This is a genomic window from Citrobacter enshiensis (assembly GCF_029338175.1).
In the GTDB taxonomy this organism is placed as follows: Bacteria; Pseudomonadota; Gammaproteobacteria; order Enterobacterales; family Enterobacteriaceae; genus Citrobacter_D; species Citrobacter_D enshiensis.
Window position 1 is genome coordinate 4,893,344 of record NZ_CP119862.1, and the last position, 22,108, is coordinate 4,915,451.

Below are 22,108 nucleotides of genomic sequence, written 5' to 3' on the forward strand. Positions count from 1 at the left end.
ATTGAGGAGAAGCTCATGGCCGGCGCAAAAGAGATACGTAGTAAGATCGCAAGCGTCCAGAACACGCAGAAGATCACTAAAGCGATGGAGATGGTCGCCGCTTCCAAAATGCGTAAATCGCAGGAGCGCATGGCGGCCAGCCCGTCCTTATGCAGAGACCATGCGCAAAGTGATTGGTCACCTTGCGAACGGTAATCTGGAATATAAGCACCCTTACCTGGAAGAACGCGACGTTAAACGTGTGGGCTACCTGGTGGTGTCGACCGATCGTGGTCTGTGTGGCGGCTTGAACACTAACCTGTTCAAAAAAACTGCTGGCAGATATGAAAGCATGGTCCGAAAAAGGCGTTCAGTGCGAACTCGCAATGATCGGCTCTAAGGGCGTGTCTTTCTTTAGCTCCGTTGGCGGTAATGTGGTTGCTCAGGTAACCGGTATGGGGGATAACCCTTCCCTGTCCGAACTGATCGGTCCGGTTAAAGTGATGCTGCAGGCCTATGATGAAGGCCGTCTGGACAGACTGTACGTTGTCAGCAACAAATTTATTAACACCATGTCTCAGGTGCCTACTCTCACTCAACTGCTGCCATTACCGGCATCGGAAGATGAAGAGTTAAAACAAAAAGCCTGGGATTACCTGTATGAACCCGACCCGAAACCGCTGCTGGATACCCTGCTGCGTCGTTACGTTGAATCTCAGGTTTATCAGGGTGTGGTAGAAAACCTGGCCAGCGAGCAGGCCGCACGTATGGTGGCGATGAAAGCCGCGACGACAATGGCGGCAGCCTGATTAAAGAGCTGCAGTTGGTATACAACAAAGCTCGTCAGGCCAGCATTACTCAGGAACTCACCGAGATCGTCGGTGGTGCATCCGCGGTATAACCAGGTTAATTCGTAGAGGATTCAAGATGGCTACTGGAAAAATTGTCCAGGTAATCGGCGCCGTGGTTGACGTCGAATTCCCTCAGGATGCCGTACCGCGCGTGTACGATGCTCTTGAGGTTATGAATGGTAATGAGAGCCTGGTGCTGGAAGTTCAGCAGCAGCTCGGTGGTGGTATCGTACGTACTATCGCCATGGGTTCTTCCGACGGTCTGCGTCGTGGTCTGGAAGTTAAAGACCTCGAACACCCGATCGAAGTCCCGGTAGGTAAAGCAACCCTGGGTCGTATCATGAACGTCCTGGGTCAGCCGATCGACATGAAAGGCGACATCGGCGAAGAAGAACGTTGGGCGATTCACCGCGCAGCACCTTCTTATGAAGAGCTGTCCAGCTCTCAGGAACTGCTGGAAACCGGTATCAAAGTAATGGACCTGATCTGCCCGTTGCGAAAGGCGGTAAAGTCGGTCTGTTCGGTGGTGCGGGTGTAGGTAAAACCGTAAACATGATGGAGCTGATCCGTAACATCGCGATCGAGCACTCCGGTTATTCCGTGTTTGCAGGCGTGGGTGAACGTACTCGTGAGGGTAACGACTTCTACCACGAAATGACTGACTCCAACGTTCTGGATAAAGTATCCCTGGTTTATGGCCAGATGAACGAGCCACCGGGAAACCGTCTGCGCGTTGCGCTGACCGGCCTGACCATGGCTGAGAAGTTCCGTGACGAAGGTCGTGACGTTCTGCTGTTCGTTGATAACATCTATCGTTATACCCTGGCCGGTACTGAAGTATCCGCACTGCTGGGCCGTATGCCTTCAGCGGTAGGTTATCAGCCGACCCTGGCGGAAGAGATGGGTGTTCTGCAGGAACGTATCACCTCCACCAAAACCGGTTCTATCACCTCCGTTCAGGCGGTATACGTACCTGCGGATGACTTGACTGACCCGTCACCAGCCACCACCTTTGCTCACTTAGATGCAACCGTGGTACTGAGCCGTCAGATCGCGTCTCTCGGTATCTACCCGGCCGTTGACCCGCTGGACTCCACCAGCCGTCAGCTGGACCCGCTGGTGGTTGGTCAGGAACACTACGACACCGCGCGTGGCGTTCAGTCCATCCTGCAGCGTTACCAGGAACTGAAAGACATCATCGCGATCCTGGGTATGGACGAACTGTCCGAAGAAGACAAACTGGTGGTAGCACGTGCGCGTAAAATTCAGCGCTTCCTGTCCCAGCCATTCTTCGTTGCTGAAGTCTTTACCGGTTCTCCAGGTAAATTCGTATCGCTGAAAGATACTATCCGTGGCTTTAAAGGCATCATGGATGGCGAATACGATCACCTGCCAGAGCAGGCGTTCTATATGGTTGGCACCATCGAAGAAGCTGTCGAGAAAGCCAAAAAACTTTAACGCCTTAATCGGAGGGTGATATGGCAATGACTTACCACCTGGACGTCGTCAGCGCAGAGCAACAAATGTTCTCTGGTCTGGTCGAAAAAATCCAGGTAACGGGTAGTGAAGGTGAACTGGGTATTTACCCGGGCCACGCCCCGCTGCTCACCGCCATTAAGCCTGGTATGATCCGCATCGTTAAACAGTTCGGTCATGAAGAGATTTATCTACTGTCCGGCGGCATTCTTGAAGTGCAGCCTGGCAACGTGACCGTACTGGCTGATACCGCGATTCGCGGGCAGGATCTCGATGAAGCGAGAGCCCTGGAAGCGAAACGTAAGGCTGAAGAGCACATTAGGAGCTCTCATGGTGACGTGGATTACGCTCAGGCATCTGCGGAACTGGCCAAAGCGATCGCGAAACTGCGCGTTATCGAGTTGACCAAAAAAGCGATGTAACACCGGCTTGAAAAGCATAAAAACCAGTCTGAATTCAGGCTGGTTTTTTTTTTGCCTTTTCTTCGGTTTCCCTCTTTTTAAGCCCTTTCTTCTCCTTTATTCATGGATCAAAAAAAGAGCAAAAACATCAGCCTAAGGCATTAATGAGAGGTATGTCTTACTTTTTCAGAAGACAAAAGGCGCGACGATGGACGAAAATGTCTCATTATCAAGTGGGGAGAACCCCCTGGTGAGCATTTTATCTACACCCCATTTCACTGGCGAAAAAAATGTAGTATTTTCAATGTGAAACGGTATAAAATTCGTTCTCTTATCACAGTCAGGATGCGTATGTTGAACAGTGCTATGAGCGTAGTGATCCTTGCCGCAGGTAAAGGCACACGCATGTATTCCGATCTTCCTAAAGTGCTACATACTCTCGCGGGAAAAGCGATGGTTCAGCATGTCATTGATGCAGCTAATGAAGTCGGCGCATCTCACGTTCATCTGGTCTATGGGCACGGTGGCGATCTGCTAAGCAGACACTGAAAGAAGACAACCTGAATTGGGTTCTGCAGGCCGAGCAGTTGGGTACAGGTCATGCAATGCAGCAGGCTGCGCCATTCTTTGGCGACGACGAAGACATTTTGATGCTCTATGGCGACGTACCGCTGATTTCGATCGACACATTGCAGCGCCTGCGTGATGCAAAACCGCAGGGCGGCATTGGTTTGCTGACGGTGAAGCTGGATGATCCAACCGGCTATGGCCGTATTACGCGTGAGAACGGTAAGGTCACCGGCATTGTTGAACACAAAGATGCGAGCGACGAGCAACGTCAGATCCAGGAAATTAATACCGGCATCCTGATTGCCAACGGCGCAGACATGAAACGTTGGCTGTCAAAACTGACCAATAACAATGCCCAGGGTGAGTATTACATCACCGATATTATTGCGCTGGCATACCAGGAAGGTCGCGAAATCGCAGCCGTTCACCCTGACAGACTCAGCGAAGTGGAAGGTTGTGAACAACCGCCTGCAACTCTCCCGTCTGGAGCGCGTTTACCAGTCTGAGCAGGCTGAAAGCTGCTGCTGGCGGGCGTTATGCTGCGTGATCCTTCGCGTTTTGATCTGCGCGGTACGTTAACGCACGGGCGAGATGTCGAAATTGATACTAACGTTATCATCGAAGGCAACGTTACGCTCGGTCATCGCGTGAAGATTGGCGCGGGCTGCGTTATCAAAAACAGTGTGATTGGCGACGATTGTGAAATCAGCCCGTACAGCGTAGTGGAAGATGCACATCTGGCAACGGCCTGCACCATCGGCCCCGTTCGCGCGTCTGCGCCCTGGCGCAGAACTGCTGGAAGGCGCGCACGTCGGTAACTTTGTCGAGATGAAAAAAGCGCGTCTGGGTAAAGGCTCGAAAGCCGGTCATCTGAGCTACCTGGGTGATGCTGAAATTGGCGATAACGTGAACATTGGTGCAGGAACGATCACCTGTAACTACGATGGCGCGAACAAGTTTAAAACCATTATGGCGATGATGTGTTTGTCGGCTCTGATACCCAACTGTGGCGCCAGTGACGGTGGGTAAGGTGTGACAATCGCGGCGGGTACTACGTTACCCGTGACGTTGCTGATAACGAACTGGTGATAAGCCGTGTACCTCAGGTCCATAAACAGGGCTGGAAGCGTCGGTGAAGAAGAAGTAAATTCAAATTTTGTAGGCCGGGGCAACGCGTTTACGCTGCCCTCCGGCAAACAGGGTTGAGGGGATAACATAATCCCCCGCCCAAAAAGCAGTACTTATAAAAATAACCCACTCTCTACAAGGCTCGGGGCGCCCGAAAATACGGGCATACAGGTTGACCGACAACGACTGGCATACTGCCAAAATCGGAATTAAAAACTATGTGTGGAATTGTTGGCGCTATCGCGCAACGTGATGTAGCAGAAATTCTTCTCGAAGGTTTACGTCCGTCTGGAATACCGCGGCTATGACTCTGCAGGTCTGGCTGTGGTCGACAACGAAGGGCACATGACCCGTCTGCGTCGCCTCGGTAAAGTTCAGATGCTGGCACAGGCAGCGGAAGAACACGCGTTGCACGGCGGTACGGGGATAGCTCATACCCGTTGGGCAACTCACGGCGAACCTTCAGAAGCAAATGCGCATCCGCATGTTTCTGAGCACATTGTGGTGGTGCATAACGGCATCATCGAAAACCATGAAACCGCTGCGTGAAGAACTGAAAGCGCGTGGTTATACGTTTGTTTCTGAAACCGACACCGAAGTGATTGCTCACCTGGTGCACTGGGAACTGGAACAAGGCGGCACGCTGCGTGAAGCGGTGCTGCGTACGATCCCGCAACTGCGCGGCGCGTACGGTACTGTGATCATGGATACCCGTAAACCAGATACTTTGCTGGCGGCGCGCTCTGGTAGCCCGCTGGTAATTGGTCTGGGTATGGGGGAGAACTTTATCGCTTCCGATCAGCTGGCGCTGCTGCCTGTCACCCGTCGCTTCATCTTCCTGGAAGAAGGCGATATTGCGGAAGTGACCCGTCGTTCCGTCTCTATTTTTCGATAAAACGGGCGCGGAAGTGAAACGTCAGGATATCGAATCCAATCTGAAGTACGACGCTGGTGATAAAGGTATTTATCGCCACTACATGCAGAAAGAGATCTACGAACAGCCTAACGCGATCAAAAACACCCCTGACTGGCCGTATTACTCACGGTGAAGTGGATCTGAGCGAGCTGGGTCCGAAGGCAAACGAACTGTTGGCTCAGGTTGAGCACATCAGATTATCGCCTGCGGTACTTCCTACAACTCCGGTATGGTATCCCGCTATTGGTTTGAATCTCTGGCTGGGATCCCGTGTGACGTGGAAATCGCGTCTGAATTCCGCTATCGCAAATCAGCCGTGCGTCGCAATAGCCTGATGATCACCCTTTCGCAGTCTGGGCGAAACGGCAGATACGCTGGCCGGTCTGCGCTTATCGAAAGAGCTGGGTTATCTGGGTTCCCCTGGCGATTGTAACGTGCAGGGATCTTCCCTGGTTCGTGAATCTGACCTGGCGATGATGACCAATGCCGGTACCGAAATCGGTGTTGCCTCACGAAAGCGTTTACCACTCAGTTGACCGTTCTGCTGATGCTGGTGGCGAAACTGGCGCGTCTGAAAGGTCTGGATGCCTCTATTGAGCATGACATCGTTCACGGCCTGCAGGCACTGCCGAGCCGTATTGAGCAGATGCTGTCTCAGGATAAAACGCATTGAAGCGCTTGCTGAAGACTTCTCTGACAAACACCACGCGCTGTTCCTGGGTCGTGGCGATCAGTATCCGATTGCGCTGGAAGGCGCGCTGAAACTGAAAGAGATCTCGTATATTCACGCAGAAGCCTATGCCGCAGGTGAACTGAAGCATGGCCCGCTGGCGCTGATTGATGCAGACATGCCGGTTATTGTGGTGGCTCCGAACAACGAACTGTTGGAAAAACTGAAATCCAACATTGAGGAAGTTCGCAGCGCGCGGTGGTCAGCTGTATGTCTTCGCCGATCAGGATGCCGGATTCACCAGCAGCGATAACATGCACATTATTGAAATGCCGCATGTGGAAGAGGCCATTGCGCCAATCTTCTACACGGTACCGCTGCAATTGCTGGCGTATCACGTCGCGCTGATCAAAGGCACCGACGTGGATCAGCCGCGTAACCTGGCAAAATCGGTTACGGTTGAATAATCTGTGTAATGCCCTGCGAAAGCGGGGCATTTTTTATCCCCGTTTTTTTTGAACAATTCCCCCTCCGTTTTTATGTGACAAAGCGTCATATTCAGCTACTGTTTCAGTGTCATAAAAAGAAAATTTCCGCGAAATATTAGTGCCATAAAAACACGTAACGTATTGTTTATTTATGATGTTTTTTAGAAAATGAACACCATTTCTTTCGCTGTCATAAAACTGTCATATTTCGTACATTTAACTGTCACCTGTTTGTCCTATTTTGCTTATCGTAGCCACTTAACAATGATTTACGAATCTTGCAGGAGACATTATGAAAGTTATGCGTACCACTGTCGCAACTGTTGTCGCCGCGACCTTATCCATGAGCGCTTTCGCTGTAAACGCAGCGGCAAGCCTGACAGGTGCGGGTGCAACTTTCCCTGCGCCAGTGTATGCCAAATGGGCAGATACCTATCAGAAAGAAACGGGTAATAAAGTCAATTACCAGGGTATCGGCTCCTCCGGTGGTGTTAAACAAATTACTGCAAATACGGGTTGATTTCGGCGCCATCTGATGCCCCGCTGTCTGATGAAAAACTGGCTCAGGAAGATCTGTTCAGTTCCCGACCGTGATCGGTGGTGTGGTGCTGGCGGTGAATATCCCTGGTCTAAAGTCTGGTGAGCTGGTGTTGGATGGTAAAACACTCGGTGACATCTACCTCGGCAAAATCAAAAAGTGGGACGATGAAGCCATCACCAAACTGAACCCAGGTCTGAAACTGCCTTCCCAGAATATTGCCGTTGTGCGTCGTGCTGATGGCTCCGGTACTTCCTTCGTCTTTACCAGCTATCTGGCGAAAGTGAACGAAGAGTGGAAATCGAAAGTCGGTTCCGGCTCGACAGTAAACTGGCCGACCGGTCTGGGTGGTAAAGGCAACGACGGTATCGCTGCGTTCGTACAGCGTCTGCCGGGTTCCATTGGTTACGTTGAATACGCGTATGCCAAGCAGAACAGCCTGGCCTACACCAAACTGATCTCCGCCAATGGTAAGCCGGTAAGCCCGACAGAAGAGAACTTCGCCAACGCGGCAAAAGGCGCTGACTGGAGCAAATCGTTCGCGCAGGACCTGACCAACCAGAAAGGTGAAGAAGCGTGGCCAATCACCTCCACGACCTTCATCCTCGTGCATAAAGTGCAGAAAAAACCCGAGCAGGGCGCTGAAGTGCTGAAATTCTTCGACTGGGCATACAAAAATGGCGGCAAACAGGCTAACGACCTGGATTATGCCAGCCTGCCCAGACAGCGTGGTTGAGCAGGTTCGCGCTGCATGGAAAACCAACGTGAAAGACGGCAGCGGTAAAGCGCTGTATTAACAGAATATCTTTGACGAATTGGCGGATGGCGCTACGCTTATCCGCCCTACGGTTCAGACTGTAGGCCCGATAGGTAGGCCGGATAAGCGTAGCGCCATCCGGCTTGGGCAACTTCGTAAACGCGTTCAACGGAAAGAGTAATTTATGGCTGCAACTAAGCCTGCTTTTAACCCACCGGGTAAAAAGGGTGACATGATATTCAGCGCGCTGGTAAAACTGGCTGCGCTGCTTGTGCTGTTGATGCTGGGTGGCATTATTGTCTCTCTGATCATCTCCTCCTGGCCAAGTATCCAGAAGTTTGGCTTTTCATTCCTGTGGACCAAAGAGTGGGACGCGCCAAACGATATCTACGGTGCGCTGGTCCCCATTTATGGCACGCTGGTGACCTCTTTTATCGCATTGCTGATCGCCGTTCCGGTAAGCTTCGGCATTGCCTTATTTTTAACGGAACTGGCGCCAAACTGGCTGAGACGCCCGCTGGGGATCGCGATTGAACTGCTGGCCGCTATTCCGAGTATCGTTTATGGCATGTGGGGGTTGTTTATTTTTGCCCCGCTGTTTGCGACCTGGTTTCAGGAGCCGGTAGGGAACGTCCTTTCCAACATTCCGTTTGTTGGCGCACTGTTCTCAGGTCCGGCTTTTGGTATCGGTATTTTAGCCGCTGGCGTGATCCTCGCCATCATGATCATCCCCTACATTGCGGCGGTAATGCGTGATGTATTCGAACAGACTCCGGTGATGATGAAAGAGTCGGCCTACGGTATTGGCTGCACTACCTGGGAAGTTATCTGGCGTATCGTTCTGCCGTTCACCAAAAATGGTGTCATCGGCGGCATTATGCTGGGCTTAGGTCGTGCGCTGGGCGAAACCATGGCCGTGACCTTTATCATCGGTAACACCTACCAGCTCGACAGCGCCTCGCTGTATATGCCGGGCAACAGTATTACCTCTGCGCTGGCGAACGAGTTTGCCGAAGCGGAATCTGGTCTGCACGTTGCCCGCGCTGATGGAACTGGGTCTGATCCTGTTCGTCATCACCTTTATCGTCCTGGCAGCGTCTAAATTTATGATCATGCGCCTTGCTAAGAACGAGGGGGCACGTTAATGGCTACGATCGAGATGCAATCTACTGCAGCACTGGCGGAATCCCGCCGCAAAATGCAGGCGCGTCGTCGCATGAAAAACCGCATCGCGCTGACGCTCTCTATGGCGACAATGGCGTTCGGGCTGTTCTGCTCATTTGGATCCTGTTCTCTACCGTGGTACGCGGTATCGACGGAATGTCTCTGGCGCTGTTTACCGAAATGACGCCGCCGCCTAATACAGCGGGTGGCGGTCTGGCAAACGCCCTGGCCGGTAGTGGTTTACTCATTCTGTGGGCGACCGTATTGGGTACGCCACTGGGCATTATGGCGGGGATTTATCTGGCGGAATATGGCCGCAAATCCTGGCTGTCTGAAGTTATTCGCTTCATCAACGACATTCTGCTTTCTGCGCCGTCGATTGTGGTCGGTCTGTTCGTCTACACCATTGTGGTTGCGCAGATGGAACAATCTCTCCGGCTGGGCAGGCGTGATTGCACTGGCGTTGCTGCAGGTGCCTATCGTCATTCGAACCACAGAGAACATGTTGAAACTGGTGCCGGATAGCCTGCGTGAAGCGGCTTATGCGCTGGGTACGCCAAAGTGGAAGATGATCTCGGCGATTACCCTGAAGGCGTCAGTCTCCGGCATCATGACCGGTATCCTGCTGGCGATTGCGCGTATCGCGGGTGAAACCGCCCCGCTGTTGTTTACCGCGCTCTCGAACCAGTTCTGGAGCACCGACATGATGCAGCCGATCGCCAACTTGCCGGTGACCATCTTTAAATTTGCGATGAGTCCATTTGCTGAATGGCAGCAACTGGCCTGGGCTGGGGTGTTGATTATCACCCTGTGCGTTCTGCTGCTGAATATTCTGGCGCGCGTCATTTTTGCGAAGAATAAACACGGTTAAAGCATATTGCCGGATGGCGGTGTGAAAGCCTTATCCGAATTACTCCTGGTCTGATAAGCGAAGCGCCATCAGGCATGAAATACGGTTAATTTTTGCGGCGCGGCGAATGCGGCGTCGAATGAGGAAAAGATTGAAATGAGTATGGTTGAGACAGCCTCAGGTAAGATTCAGGTTCGTGATTTGAACTTCTACTATGGCAAATTCCATGCCCTGAAGAACATCAACCTGGATATCGCGAAGAACCAGGTCACGGCATTCATCGGTCCCGTCTGGCTGTGGTAAATCCACGTTGCTGCGCACCTTTAACCAAAATGTATTCGCTGTACCCCGATCAACGCGCGGAAGGCGAAATTCTGCTGGATGGCGACAATATTCTCACCAACACCCAGGAATATCGCGCTGCTGCGCGCTAAAGTGGGCATGGTGTTTCAGAAGCCGGACACCGTTCCCGATGTCCATTTACGACAACATCGCGTTTGGCGTGCGTCTGTTTGAGAAGCTCTCCCGTGCCGATATGGATGAGCGTGTTCAGTGGGCGTTGACCAAGGCCGCATTGTGGAACGAAACCAAAGATAAATTGCACCAGAGCGGGTACTCTCTCTCCGGTGGTCAGCAACAGCGTCTGTGCATCGCGCGCGGTATCGCTATTCGTCCGGAAGTGTTGCTGCTGGATGAGCCATGTTCAGCGCTGGACCCCTATTTCTACAGGGCGTATTGAAGAGCTGATCACCGAGCTGAAGCAGGATTACACCGTGGTTATCGTAACGCACAACATGCAGCAGGCGGCACGTTGTTCCGACCACACGGCGTTTATGTATCTGGGCGAGTTGATTGAGTTCAGCAACACGGACGATCTGTTCACCAAGCCCGCTAAAAAGCAAACAGAAGACTACATCACCGGTCGCTACGGCTGATTCAGGAGTGCAACATGGATAACCTCAATCTCAATAAACACATTTCCGGCCAGTTCAATGCTGAACTGGAGAGCATTCGCACTCAGGTGATGACCATGGGCGGAATGGTGGAACAGCAACTGTCTGACGCTATTACCGCCATGCACAACCAGGACGGTGGACTGGCAAAGCGCGTGATTGAAGGCGACAAACAGGTCAACATGATGGAAGTCGCGATTGATTGAGGCCTGCGTGCGCATCATTGCCAAGCGTCAGCCAACGGCCAGCGACCTGCGTCCTGGTGATGGCGGATCATCAAAACCATCGCAGAGCTGGAACGCATTGGCGACGTCGCAGATAAAATCTGTCGTACTGCGCTGGAGAAGTTCTCTTCTCAGCATCAGCCGCTGTTGGTGAGCCTGGAATCGTTGGGTCGCCCATACCGTACAGATGCTGCATGACGTTCTGGATGCGTTTGCGCGCATGGATCTGGACGAAGCGGTACGTATCTACCGTGAAGACAAAAAAGTCGACCAGGAATATGAAGGCATCGTGCGTCAGTTGATGACGTACATGATGGAAGATCCGCGAACCATTCCGAGCGTGCTGACGGCGCTGTTCTGCGCCCGATCGATTGAACGTATCGGCGACCGCTGCCAGAACATTTGTGAATACATCTTCTACTTCGTGAAAGGGCAGGATTTCCGTCACGTCGGGGGGGATGAGCTGGATAAACTGCTGGCGGGTAAAGACCCAAAAGAGTGATGTTTGTGTGATTTGTCAGCCCGGTAAGCTTGCGCCACCGGGCAATTCGCCGGATGGCGCTAACGCTTATCCGGCCCACAATACATTGACCATTCTGACGAAATTATCGCGTAATATCCCACCCGCGCGCCTTCCACAATTCCGGCAACTGCGCCAAATCGGTAAAGGTCGTCACTTTTGGATGATCGATCTCGGTTTGTTGTGCGGATCGGCGCAGAAGTAAAACACCTCATACCCGCATCCAATTCCTGACTGTGCGCCCCGCTGAAGAGTCATCCACCAGAATGCAGTTCTCGACATTGACGTTCATCGCTTTCGCTGCGTGGAACATCAGCGCCGGTCGGGTTTCCAGCGTTGAATATCGTAGCCGCCTGAAACAGTTTTTCTGGGAAATGGTGCAACATGCCCAGTTTTCCCAGCGAATGCTGCATTTTACTGACCGGCCCGTTAGAGACCACGCACATTGGCACCGCCATGCTGTCCAGCAATGCGTTTGCACCCGCGATCACCTCAAGTTCAGTGTCGAACAGGCGTGCGACCTCGGCGCGGAAGACGCGTTCCAGCTCGGTTTTTCGCCAACTCAACATGATGCTCCTCGTTGATGATGTCGATGATCTCGTAGAGTTTTTATGCCCTTAAAGCGTTTAAAAACCTCTTCGAGATCGAGCTTTATGCCAAATTCCTGGAACATGGCGACATACGCGCGGGAACAGATCACTCGCTGTCGACCAGCGTACCGTCGCAGTCGAAAAATACCGCTTCAATCTGGGACATGCCTTTCCTTTTTTACAAGTTTAACGTTTACGTAATGCAGAATTGAGAGACGCAATCGTTGCCGTATTAGCAAAATCAAAGAAAAAAAGTATCTCGCAACTGCCCCTATTGTCGCATTTTGGTATAGGATAGCGACGAATTTTCCCTCCTTGTTCGGAAATTGATAATGAGTCAACAACACACAACCCAGGCTTCTGGTCAGGGTATGCTAGGAACGCGTGTTTAAACTGCGCGAACATGGCACGACGGCACGCACCGAAGTGATCGCCGGTTTCACGACTTTCCTGACGATGGTCTATATCGTTTTTTGTTAACCCGCAAATTCTTGGCGTTGCTGGCATGGATACCAGTGCTGTCTTCGTCACCACTTGTTTGATTGCTGCATTTGGTAGCATCCTGATGGGCCTGTTTGCCAACCTGCCGGTTGCGCTGGCGCCGGCAATGGGTCTGAACGCCTTCTTCGCGTTTGTTGTGGTTCAGGCAATGGGCCTGCCGTGGCAGGTGGGGATGGGGGCCATTTTCTGGGGCGCCGTTGGCCTGCTGCTGCTGACCATCTTCCGCGTACGTTACTGGATGATCGCCAACATTCCGGTCAGTCTGCGCGTAGGCATCACCAGCGGTATCGGCTTGTTCATTGGCATGATGGGGCTGAAAAATGCGGTGTGATTGTCGCGAATAAAGACACGCTGGTGGCGATTGGGAATCTGACGTCGCACAGCGTTCTGCTGGGCGTACTGGGGTTCTTTATCATCGCTATTCTGGCATCGCGCAACATTCACGCTGCGGTGCTGGTGTCTATCGTGGTCACAACGTTGCTGGGCTGGATGTTGGGTGATGTGCACTACAACGGTATCGTCTCTGCGCCGCCAAGCGTCACTACTGTGATTGGCCATGTGGATCTGGCCGGTTCACTGAATCTGGGTCTGGCCTGGCGTCATTTTCTCTCTTCATGTTGGTTAACCTGTTGACTCCTCCCGGTACGCTGATTGGCGTGACCGACCAAAGCGGGTCTGGCCGATGAGACAAGGGAAGTTCCCCACGCATGAAGCAGGCGCTGTTTGTCGACAGCCGTATCATCGGTGGCGGGTTCGTTATATCGGTAACCTCTTCCGTGACGGCGTATATGAATCTTCTTCCGGTGTTTCTGTCGGTGGAACGTACCGGTCTGACGGCGGTTGTCGCTGGGTCTGCTCGTTCCTGCCTGGTTATCTTCCTGTCGCCGCTAGCGGGAATGGTAGCCGGGTTCATGCGGCGCGGGTGCGCTGATTTATGTTGGTGTATTGATGACCTCCAGCCTGGCGCGCGTGAAGTGGGACGACTTGACGGAGTCAGTACCCGCCTTTATCACCGCCGTGATGATGCCGTTTAGCTTCTCTATTACGGAAGGTATCGCGCTGGGCTTTATCTCTTACTGTGTGATGAAAATTGGCACCGGCCGCCTTACGCGATCTCAGCCCTTGCGTGGTCGTAGTGGCGTTGCTGTTCATTCTGAAGATTGTGTTTATCGACGCGCACTGATCCTGAAAGGATGTAAAAAGCCCGCCACGTATCACTGGCGGGCTTTTTGTTTTTACGCTTTCACGCGCTGAATGTAATCGCCAAACGCGGTCAGTTGACCGGGTCAGATGGTCCAGCGTGCTTTGGTCAATCACTTCGCCGTTTTGCGGGTCCACTTTGTTTTGAATCACGCCCCCCATAAATTCAGGCTTGTTCATTACCATGGCATCGAGGAAGACCAGAATCTGACGCAGATGATACTGACAGCGCGCGCCGCCGATAGCCCCCATTGAACTGGTCTGGATCAGCACGGGTTTTCCGGACAGTGGCTGGTCGGGCAGGCGGGACAGCCAGTCGATGGCGTTTTTCAGGCCACCCGGCACGGAGTAGTTATATTCCGGCGTCACAATGACCACCCCATCCGCTTTACGAATTTGCTCCGCCAGCGCTTCTACGCTCTGTGGAAAACCCTCCTCTTGTTGCAGATCGGCGTCATACAATGGGATGTTGCCAATGGACGGCAGTGCGTTGACTTCCATGCCTGTCGGGGCAATTTTTGGCAGGGTACGGGCAACCATCCCATTAAATGAGCCTTTGCGCAGGCTTCCCAGTAACGTAACAACCTTCAACGTTTCAGACATGATTACTCCTTTTTCATCATGATGGCCGGGATGTGGCCGGGTCAGTTATGTGTACAAGATTTAACGGTGGATAATTGGGCGAATCGCATCAGGCGACCGGTGGGTGCATTGGCGCGCGTCTGGATATTGGGCAGGCTTTTCCACCCCTGTTGACTATCAAACTCCCAAACTTTCAGCTTTTCAATGGCGGGCGAGACGGCAACCGACCACACCAGCACATCTTCCGCATCGCAGAGGGCTTCGATCTGCGCAACATGAGCACACTTCAGACGACCGGCAACGGGGAGCAACTGGAGTTCACGCGGGTCATCGTTGAGGACATCGCCAGTGAGTTTCAGTACGCTCTGGCGCAAAGTGATGAGCTGCGCGCGTGCCTCGTTAGGATCGTTTTGATTGTTGATCCACAGGGTCTCATTGCTGGAGAACACCGGGTTCCCTGCTGAATGTGGGCTATGAAATCCACGGGTTGCTCGTTGCAGCTCCATGTCCAGACCGCATTCGCCTTCGGTGGTCAGCGCAATTCCGACCATATTTCCGGCGTACGCGATGGAGAACCCGGGTAGGTTCCGATCGCGAAACGTGGGTTTACCTTTCGCCTGGACAGTGATCTCTGGTAGTTCGCTGATGCCATAAAGCATAACATCAGTTCAGCGAGTAAGGCCCGGGAGGCAAGGACCGCGTGCGGCGATGAGTGGGAAGATTGCTGGCCTCAATATGGCATTGAGAAGGGAGCCGGACTGAAACCAGGTTGTCCCTCCGTAAGAATCCCTCTGGCAAAATGTGTCGCCATTTTTCGCTCCGTGATTAATGGTCCGTGATTATTACGAGAGTAACATTTACATGAATTATGGACAGATTTAACCGACCAAAAGTTCGACTGAATCAGGGTACCTTACGCGACATTTACATTTCCCTTGCTGTAGTGACTAATTTAGCGTCAGCAAAGAGGCTATAGAGGGCTTTGAGAGTCTCTCTTAACCACATAATTTTCGGGTTATGGCTGTTGCGTTTATGCCAGAGGAAGGTGAACGGCACCATGAGCTTTTCCCGCTGTGCGGCGTCAAAAGGCAAAGGGCGCGCAACTAACGGGAGTTGGTGAAGTTGGTTATAACGCTGACAATACAGCGGCGCGGTCGCCAGAAGCGAGTGATCGGGTTGTGCCGCCATAAACAGCGACTGTTCAAACCCTGGCAGACTTAGGGCTATGTTGCGTTCCCGCCCCATCTCTTGCAGCACGTCATCGAGCGCCCCAGGTATCGCTCTGCTCCCAGCAGATGCTGATATGCGGATAGCGCAGGAAGGTCTCGAGATTCCACTCTTCCCGCAGCGCCGGATGATCTTCCCGCAGCCATACCCACGGTAAATCGGTGAACAGCACTTCAAAATCGATCGATAAAGGCAGCAGACTCAGCAACTCTCGCGAACGTGGATGGCTCTCACGGCCGGTAAAACCAATATCCACCTCACCGCGCGTAATGGCGTCCAGCGAGTCGTAATCCCAGTTGCGTACTTTAATGGAGGCCTGCGGATAGCGCTGATAGATCTGTTGAGACAGAGTATTGAACATGATCATCATCAGTGGCGTCTCGGCGACCAGATCGAACTTCAGCCCACGTGGCGTCTCATGATGTGGCTTATCCAGCAGTTGATTGCCCATCTGCATCCAGTCCGCCAGATTCTGCTCCATACTCAGCATCAGCGGCGTTGGCGTCAGCCCGAGCGGCGTATTCACGAACAGCGGGTCGTCGAACCACGCCCGCAACTTCGACAGCGATTTGCTCACTGCCGAAGGGGTAACGCTCATCCGTTTTGCCGCTTTGGTTACGCTGCGCTCCTGCATCAGAAGCTGCAGGCATAACAACAAATTAAGATCGAGACTGGTGATGGATTTCTTCATGGTCGGATGCAGACCTGTTGGGTGCGACAAGCATAATCAGCAAGAGGACTGACTATGCTACAACCAATCAGAATCCCGATCAGCATATTCAAACGCATTGATGCCGAACAATGGCTGCCAGCCAAATCCACAGCGACGAACCGCAGACACTGCGCAATCCCCAGCGCTGAACTGGCGACGCCAGCCCGCAAAGAAAAGGGACCCAACGCCCTGGCTCATCGCCACGCCAAAGCCGACCGAGAAACCCGCGCAGATGAGGCGTCAGGCCAAACAGCGTTACCGCGTTGCTGGTGGCAAGACTGAGGACCATACCTGCCGCCAGAAACAGCCCCTGCGAGGTAACCATTAATGTACGTGGCTTAAACACGCCTAACGCAAATGGAGTCGAGAACGAAACCGCCATGCTGACGCCTGCGGTCAGCGCCATGGTGGTGGCATATTCCACCGCGGTCAAAACCCATTACTTCCATCAGCAGGACCGGTGAGGTATTCACAAAGGTGAGGAGTCACGGAGACGCTCAGCGTGGTGATTGCCAGACGGCTGAGGAAAAAACGATTGATCAGCGACTCTGCGCTCTGTGGCGAACATGAAGATGATGAACGGGTGGTCGGGCGCGTTTCCCGCAAGATGAACAGCGACAGCAGACACACAGCGATGCCCATCGCAATCATGGTGTAAAACAGGCTTTGCCACGGGAATCGAAGCATGATCAGATGTCCCAGAACCGGTGCCAGCACCGGGACAATACAGGTGATCCCGTTAAGCAGTGACAGCACTTTCGCCCGGCGGCGATCGTCCAGCGTATCGCGCAAGATGGCAAAGGCCACCACGTAGCAGCTACCCGCGCCAATGCCCTGAATAAAGCGTCCGGTTAAAAACATCGAACCGTCCTGCGCGAGCGAACAGAGCGTAGAGGCAAAGATGAATATCACCGCACCGACGATGGCGACAGGTTTACGCCCGGAGCGGTCGGCCATTTTCCCGGCGAACAGCATGGCAGTTGCCATCCCGGCCAGATAGACGGAGAACGCAATATGCAACTGCGCTTCACTGGCATTCAGGTCGGCGGCAATCGCGGTAAACCCACCAGATACATATCAATACCGGCGGGATAGAGTAAAACAAGGGCCAAAACTGCAGATTAGAAAGGCGGGTCATAGCGTCCTCACAATAAGCGTGGCGCTAAGCATACGGGGAGGTGTTCGGTGATACGAGTTGCCATTTGGACAACAGTGATTTCCTGCAAGGAAAACACCTATTGCCAGGTAACGCTTCGATTACCGGGCAATAGGCGTTGGGTAGGCCGGATAAGGCGTTAGCCGCCATCCGGCAATACTGCTTACTTGCCGATACAGAAGCTGGAGAAGATCCGCCCCAGCAGATCGTCGGAGGTAAACTCTCCGGTGATCTCACTCAACGCTTGCTGTGCCAGGCGCAGTTCTTCTGCCAGCAGTTCACCTGCCCCACGCGCCCAACAGTTGTGCTTTACCCTGCTGGAGATGTTCAGCGGCTTCTGCCGAGTGCCTGCAAATGACGACGGCGCGCCAGGAAGCCGCCTTCCATGTTGGTGTCAAAGCCCATGCTTTGCTTGAGATGGTTACGCAGCACGTCCACACCTTCACCCGTACGTGCGGAGAGGCGAACCAGTGAGTGATTGTTCACCTCGCTGATACCCAGCGTCTCGCCGGTAATATCCGCTTTGTTGCGCACGACGGTGATCGGCAGCTTGGCAGGCAGACGAGCGATAAAGTCCGGCCAGATCTTCTGCCGGGTCGGTCGCGTCGGTCGTTGTGCCATCCACCATAAACAGCACGCGGTCGGCCTGTTCAATCTCCTGCCACGCGCGCTCAATGCCGATACGTTCTACCTCATCGTTAGCTTCGCGCAGACCAGCGGTAATCGATGATGTGCAGTGGCATACCGTCAATGTGAATATGCTCGCGCAGTACGTCGCGCGTTGTCCCGGCAATATCTGTCACAATCGCGGCTTCACGCCCCGCCAGCGCATTCAGCAGGCTCGATTTCCCGGCGTTAGGACGGCCAGCAATGACCACCTTCATCCCTTCACGCAGCAGGCTGCCCTGACGAGCCTCAGCACGCACGGCATCGAGATCGGCGATAACGCCATTCAGCTGCGCTTCAATTTTGCCGTCCGAAAGGAAGTCGATCTCCTCATCCGGGAAGTCAATGGCCGCTTCCACGTAGATGCGCAGGTGAGTGAGTGCTTCCACAAGATGATTTACACGCGCGGAAAACGCCCCTTGCAGAGAGTTCAACGCTGAACGCGCCGCTTGCTCTGAGCTGGCGTCAATCAGGTCGGCAATCGCCTCAGCCTGGGCCAGATCGAGCTTATCGTTGAGGAACGCCCGTTCGGAGAATTCACCGGGTTTTGCAATGCGCAGACCAGGGATCGTCAGAATGCGTTTTAACAGCAGGTCGAGAATCACCGGGCCGCCGTGCCCTTGCAGTTCCAGCACGTCTTCACCCGTGAACGAGTTCGGGCCGGGAAACCACAGCGCGATCCCCTGGTCCAGCGCGGTGCCATCGGCATCTTTGAACGGCAGATAGTCGGCATAACGCGGTTTTGGTAGCTTGCCCAGTACAACTTCGGCAACCTCACGCGCCTTGAGGCCGGAGATACGCAGGATACCGACGCCACCGCGTCCCGGTGGGGTAGCCTGGGCGACGATAGTGTCGTTGTGGCTCATGATATGTCTCGTTGAATACAAATAAAAAAGGCGGTCATTTGACCGCCTTCCATAGAGCTATGACTTACTGTCAGGAGCTTTTCTTCTCGCGGCTATGCAGGCCACGTTTCTCCAGACCACGGTAAATCAGCTGCTGCTGGATAATGGTCACCAGGTTGCTGACGATATAGTACAGCACCAGACCTGACGGGAACCACAGGAAGAACACGGTGAAGATGACCGGCATAAAGGTCATGATCTTCTGCTGCATCGGGTCGGTCACCGTGGTCGGCGACATCTTCTGGATGAAGAACATCGTCACGCCCATCAGGATCGGCAGGATGTAGTACGGGTCCTGTGCAGACAGGTCATGGATCCACAGTGCGAACGGGCGCATGACGCAGTTCAATGGAGCCCATCAGCATGTAGTACAGCGCAAGGAAGATTGGCATCTGGATGATCAGCGGGAAGCAGCCACCCAGCGGGTTAACCTTCTCAGCTTTGTACAGTGCCATCATTTCCTGGCTCTGACGCTGTTTGTCATCGCCCAGACGCTCGCGCATTGCCGCAATTTTCGGCTGCAGCATACGCATCTTCGCCATGGAGGTGTACTGCGCTTTAGTCAGCGGGTACATGATGCCACGAACGATAAAGGTGATAACGATGATGGAGAAGCCCCAGTTACCCAGGAAGCTATGGATCCATTTCAGCAGTTTAAACAGCGGCTGAGAGATGAACCACAACCAGCCGTAATCCACGGTCAGATCCAGGTGCGGTGCAACGGCCGCCATTTTATCCTGAATTTCCGGGCCGACCCACAGGGTGCTGGTCATCGCGCCAGTCTGACCTGGCTGTACCAGCACCGGCTGAGATTTATAGCCGATTGCAGCAATGCCGTTACCCAGATTAGCGGTGTAGAAGTTGTTGGTGCCGTCATTACGCGGAACCCATGCCGTTGCGAAATACTGTTGCAGCATTGACACCCAACCGTTGTGTGCGCTGACGTTCAGGTTTTCGTTTTCGGCAATGGTCTCGAATTTGTATTTCTCATACTTCTCATCAGGCGTGGAGTACGCAGCGCCACGGAAAGTATGCAGCGCAAAGTTGCTGCTACCGGTGTCGCGATGAGATGGCAGATTGATGGATTGCTTCAGCTGACCAAAGGTGGAGATCTCCAGCGGTTTCTCGCCGGCGTTCTGCACGCTGTAGTTCACATTGACAGCATACTCACCGCGCTTCAGGACAAACGTTTTAGTAAACGTGTTGCCAGCGGCGTCAGTGTAGGGTCATCGGGATCTGCAGTTCGTTCTGACCATCTGCCAGCACAAAGGCGTCTTTTTCGACGTTGTACTGTGGACGTGGGCCGTTACGCGGGTTATCCGGACCGTCACGACCCTGTCAGGCCGCTTTGTGCCTGATAAATGAACTGCGGAGTTGTTTCCAGTAACTGGAACGGCTCTTTGGAACCGAGCTCTTTCGGGTAAGCCGGCAGCAGGGCCTGCTCAACATCACCACCACGGGTGTTGATGGTCAGATCAAGCACGTCGGTTTTAACCGTAATCAGTTTCCCCTGGCCACTGGCCGGTACGCCCTGGTCTGCGGCGCTACCCCGCTGCGGTGGTCGTTGTCTGCGTGGTCTGTTGAGTCTGAGGTTGCGGATTTTTATCCTGCTCCCAGGCTTGCCAGATCATGAAAGACACGAACAGCAAAGCGATGACTAAAAGATTGCGTTGCGAATCCATCGTTAGTGTTCTCTGGTATCAAATGGTCCAGGCGGGACGGGATCGTCACCACCAGGGTGTAAAGGGTGGCATTTTAATACGCGTTTCACCGTCAACCAACTGCCTTTTATCACTCCAAACCTGCGCAATGCCTCAATTCCATAGCTTGAACAGGTTGGCGTGAAACGACAATGCGGCCCAAGCAGCGGACTGATCAGGCGTTGATAGACCCGAATAAGGGCTATCAGGACCCGCGAGCCAGGCGACAGTGGCGCGCCATAATTTTTCCAACGCTTCCGAGAGAGCACGGTTATCCGAGGTCAGCAACCCCTTTTTTCGCCACGACCACGAAATCCATTGCTGGAAGTTCGTGCTGACGCAGACGGAAGCTTTCACGCGTCAGACGTTTAATCCGATTGCGTTCATGGGCACGTCGAACGTTTTTCTTGGCGACGGTAAGACCGATGCGGGGATGCCCCAGCGAATTTTGGGCGGCCGAGGATGGTGATTTGCGGCGTGCCAGCCCGTTGTGGCTGCTGGAAGACGAATGTGAAATGATTGGGAGTTAACAAACGTAACTCCCTGGGAAATGCGAGCTTAACCACTCAGGGGGTTAGCTTTTATTACTTAGAAACGGTCAGGACGAGAGCGGCCTTTAGCACGACGACGTGCCAGAACCTGACGACCATTTTTAGTACGCCATACGAGCACGGAAGCCGTGAGAACGGTTGCGCTTCAGTACAAGACGGTTGAAAAGTGCGTTTCATGGCGATTTCTACCTAAACTTGAATAAATTCAATGCTTTTACAGATATCCGAGCAAACATCGAACGACGGACGTCGAAGCCATGGGTGATTAAAGAGGCCGGATTGTAATAATTGTACACTCCGGAGTCAATTCTCTTTCCTTAAATCCCTGTGTTTTTCGCACGTTTTCGCGTGGAAAATGAGCAGCGTTAACGCCGTAATTACGGGCATTACGCGCCGGGAGGAAGATTATAAAGGCTGTCGGGCAAAGCGCAAGGATCGTGCGGGATCTTTATTAGATCGTTTAAGCAGCAAAGTGGCTTTACTCAGTAATTTTTCCAATATGTGTGCGAAATCCTGCAGCACTTCCCCAGGATCGTTTACACTTACCCGCTTCTGGATCATCCTGTGGATAAATCGGGAAGAATCTGTGAGAAACAGAAGATCTCTCGCGCAGTTTAGGCTATGATCCGCGGTCCTGATCGTTTCAACGGATCCTGGTCAGGCTTTAACGCGACATTCTTCAGGTGCGCCATGGTGTCGCCTTTAGGATCCCGTGTATAACCGCAGAAAGCGGTTCGTGCGTCACCCTCATGCAGGGTCTTTTCGACGTGCGCCAACAATCATGAATGTTTCAGCCTTTGTCATTATCGACTTTTGTTCGAGTGGAGTCCGCC

Annotated in this window: 6 protein-coding genes and 18 pseudogenes; 13 read left to right on the forward strand and 11 right to left on the reverse strand. The window is 53.2% G+C overall.

Translation table 11 applies throughout. The features are described from left to right. The first annotated feature begins 15 nt into the window (after positions 1-15). The 12 genes and pseudogenes from atpG (at position 16) to phoU (ending at position 11,467) form a co-directional block, all read left to right on the forward strand. Positions 16-880, forward strand: a pseudogene (gene atpG, locus P2W74_RS23300) (F0F1 ATP synthase subunit gamma). Between the two features lie 26 nt (positions 881-906). Next, positions 907-2,288, forward strand: a pseudogene (atpD, locus tag P2W74_RS23305) (F0F1 ATP synthase subunit beta). A 20-nt stretch (positions 2,289-2,308) separates the two neighbouring features. After that, positions 2,309-2,728, forward strand: coding sequence for a F0F1 ATP synthase subunit epsilon (locus P2W74_RS23310; RefSeq protein ID WP_276293403.1), 420 nt, complete (start codon positions 2,309-2,311; stop codon positions 2,726-2,728). Between the two features lie 330 nt (positions 2,729-3,058). Continuing rightward, a pseudogene (gene glmU, locus P2W74_RS23315) lies at positions 3,059-4,424 on the forward strand (bifunctional UDP-N-acetylglucosamine diphosphorylase/glucosamine-1-phosphate N-acetyltransferase GlmU). A 199-nt stretch (positions 4,425-4,623) separates the two neighbouring features. Beyond that, positions 4,624-6,458 (forward strand): annotated as a pseudogene (gene glmS, locus P2W74_RS23320) (glutamine--fructose-6-phosphate transaminase (isomerizing)). Between the two features lie 313 nt (positions 6,459-6,771). Further along, a pseudogene (gene pstS / locus P2W74_RS23325) lies at positions 6,772-7,814 on the forward strand (phosphate ABC transporter substrate-binding protein PstS). Between the two features lie 144 nt (positions 7,815-7,958). Then, positions 7,959-8,919, forward strand: a pseudogene (gene pstC, locus P2W74_RS23330) (phosphate ABC transporter permease PstC). Further along, positions 8,919-9,809 (forward strand): annotated as a pseudogene (pstA, locus tag P2W74_RS23335) (phosphate ABC transporter permease PstA). Before pstC ends, pstA begins: the two co-directional pseudogenes overlap by 1 nt. Positions 9,810-9,944: 135 nt before the next feature. Then, complete coding sequence (locus tag P2W74_RS23340) at positions 9,945-10,091, forward strand: hypothetical protein (protein ID WP_276293404.1); 147 nt, start codon at positions 9,945-9,947, stop codon at positions 10,089-10,091. Positions 10,092-10,098: 7 nt separating this feature from the next. Continuing rightward, a complete protein-coding gene (locus P2W74_RS23345; RefSeq protein WP_276293405.1) occupies positions 10,099-10,527 on the forward strand; it encodes an ATP-binding cassette domain-containing protein in 429 nt (142 codons plus the stop codon). Beyond that, positions 10,481-10,723, forward strand: coding sequence for an ATP-binding cassette domain-containing protein (locus P2W74_RS23350; RefSeq protein ID WP_276293406.1), 243 nt, complete (start codon positions 10,481-10,483; stop codon positions 10,721-10,723). The genes P2W74_RS23345 and P2W74_RS23350 overlap by 47 nt, the downstream gene beginning before the upstream one ends. Positions 10,724-10,737: 14 nt before the next feature. Further along, a pseudogene (gene phoU / locus P2W74_RS23355) lies at positions 10,738-11,467 on the forward strand (phosphate signaling complex protein PhoU). Positions 11,468-11,570: 103 nt separating this feature from the next. On the opposite strand, the pseudogene yieH reads toward phoU, so the two are convergent. After that, positions 11,571-12,241: pseudogene (gene yieH / locus P2W74_RS23360) on the reverse strand (6-phosphogluconate phosphatase). 166 nt (positions 12,242-12,407) lie between these two features. Between yieH and P2W74_RS23365 the strand changes: the two are divergent. After that, positions 12,408-13,759 (forward strand): annotated as a pseudogene (locus P2W74_RS23365) (NCS2 family permease). Positions 13,760-13,811: 52 nt separating this feature from the next. Here the strand turns inward: P2W74_RS23365 and P2W74_RS23370 are convergent. The 10 genes and pseudogenes from P2W74_RS23370 to P2W74_RS23860 form a co-directional block, all read right to left on the reverse strand. Further along, positions 13,812-14,379 (reverse strand): annotated as a pseudogene (locus tag P2W74_RS23370) (NADPH-dependent FMN reductase). A gap of 41 nt (positions 14,380-14,420) precedes the next feature. Then, positions 14,421-15,169: pseudogene (locus P2W74_RS23375) on the reverse strand (4'-phosphopantetheinyl transferase family protein). 113 nt (positions 15,170-15,282) lie between these two features. Continuing rightward, positions 15,283-16,276, reverse strand: a pseudogene (gene yidZ, locus P2W74_RS23380) (HTH-type transcriptional regulator YidZ). Further along, a pseudogene (locus P2W74_RS23385) lies at positions 16,245-17,419 on the reverse strand (MdtL family multidrug efflux MFS transporter). Before P2W74_RS23385 ends, yidZ begins: the two co-directional pseudogenes overlap by 32 nt. 197 nt (positions 17,420-17,616) lie before the next feature. Continuing rightward, a pseudogene (gene mnmE, locus P2W74_RS23390) lies at positions 17,617-18,985 on the reverse strand (tRNA uridine-5-carboxymethylaminomethyl(34) synthesis GTPase MnmE). Between the two features lie 70 nt (positions 18,986-19,055). Then, a pseudogene (yidC, locus tag P2W74_RS23395) lies at positions 19,056-20,706 on the reverse strand (membrane protein insertase YidC). 2 nt (positions 20,707-20,708) lie between these two features. After that, positions 20,709-20,954, reverse strand: coding sequence for a membrane protein insertion efficiency factor YidD (gene yidD / locus P2W74_RS23400; RefSeq protein WP_001347271.1), 246 nt, complete (start codon positions 20,952-20,954; stop codon positions 20,709-20,711). Next, positions 20,930-21,290: pseudogene (rnpA, locus tag P2W74_RS23405) on the reverse strand (ribonuclease P protein component). The gene yidD and the pseudogene rnpA overlap by 25 nt, the downstream one beginning before the upstream one ends. 18 nt (positions 21,291-21,308) lie before the next feature. Then, positions 21,309-21,452: pseudogene (gene rpmH / locus P2W74_RS23410) on the reverse strand (50S ribosomal protein L34). Between the two features lie 228 nt (positions 21,453-21,680). Next, a complete protein-coding gene (locus P2W74_RS23860) occupies positions 21,681-21,836 on the reverse strand; it encodes a hypothetical protein (protein ID WP_459560536.1) in 156 nt (51 codons plus the stop codon). Positions 21,837-22,108 lie beyond the last annotated feature (272 nt).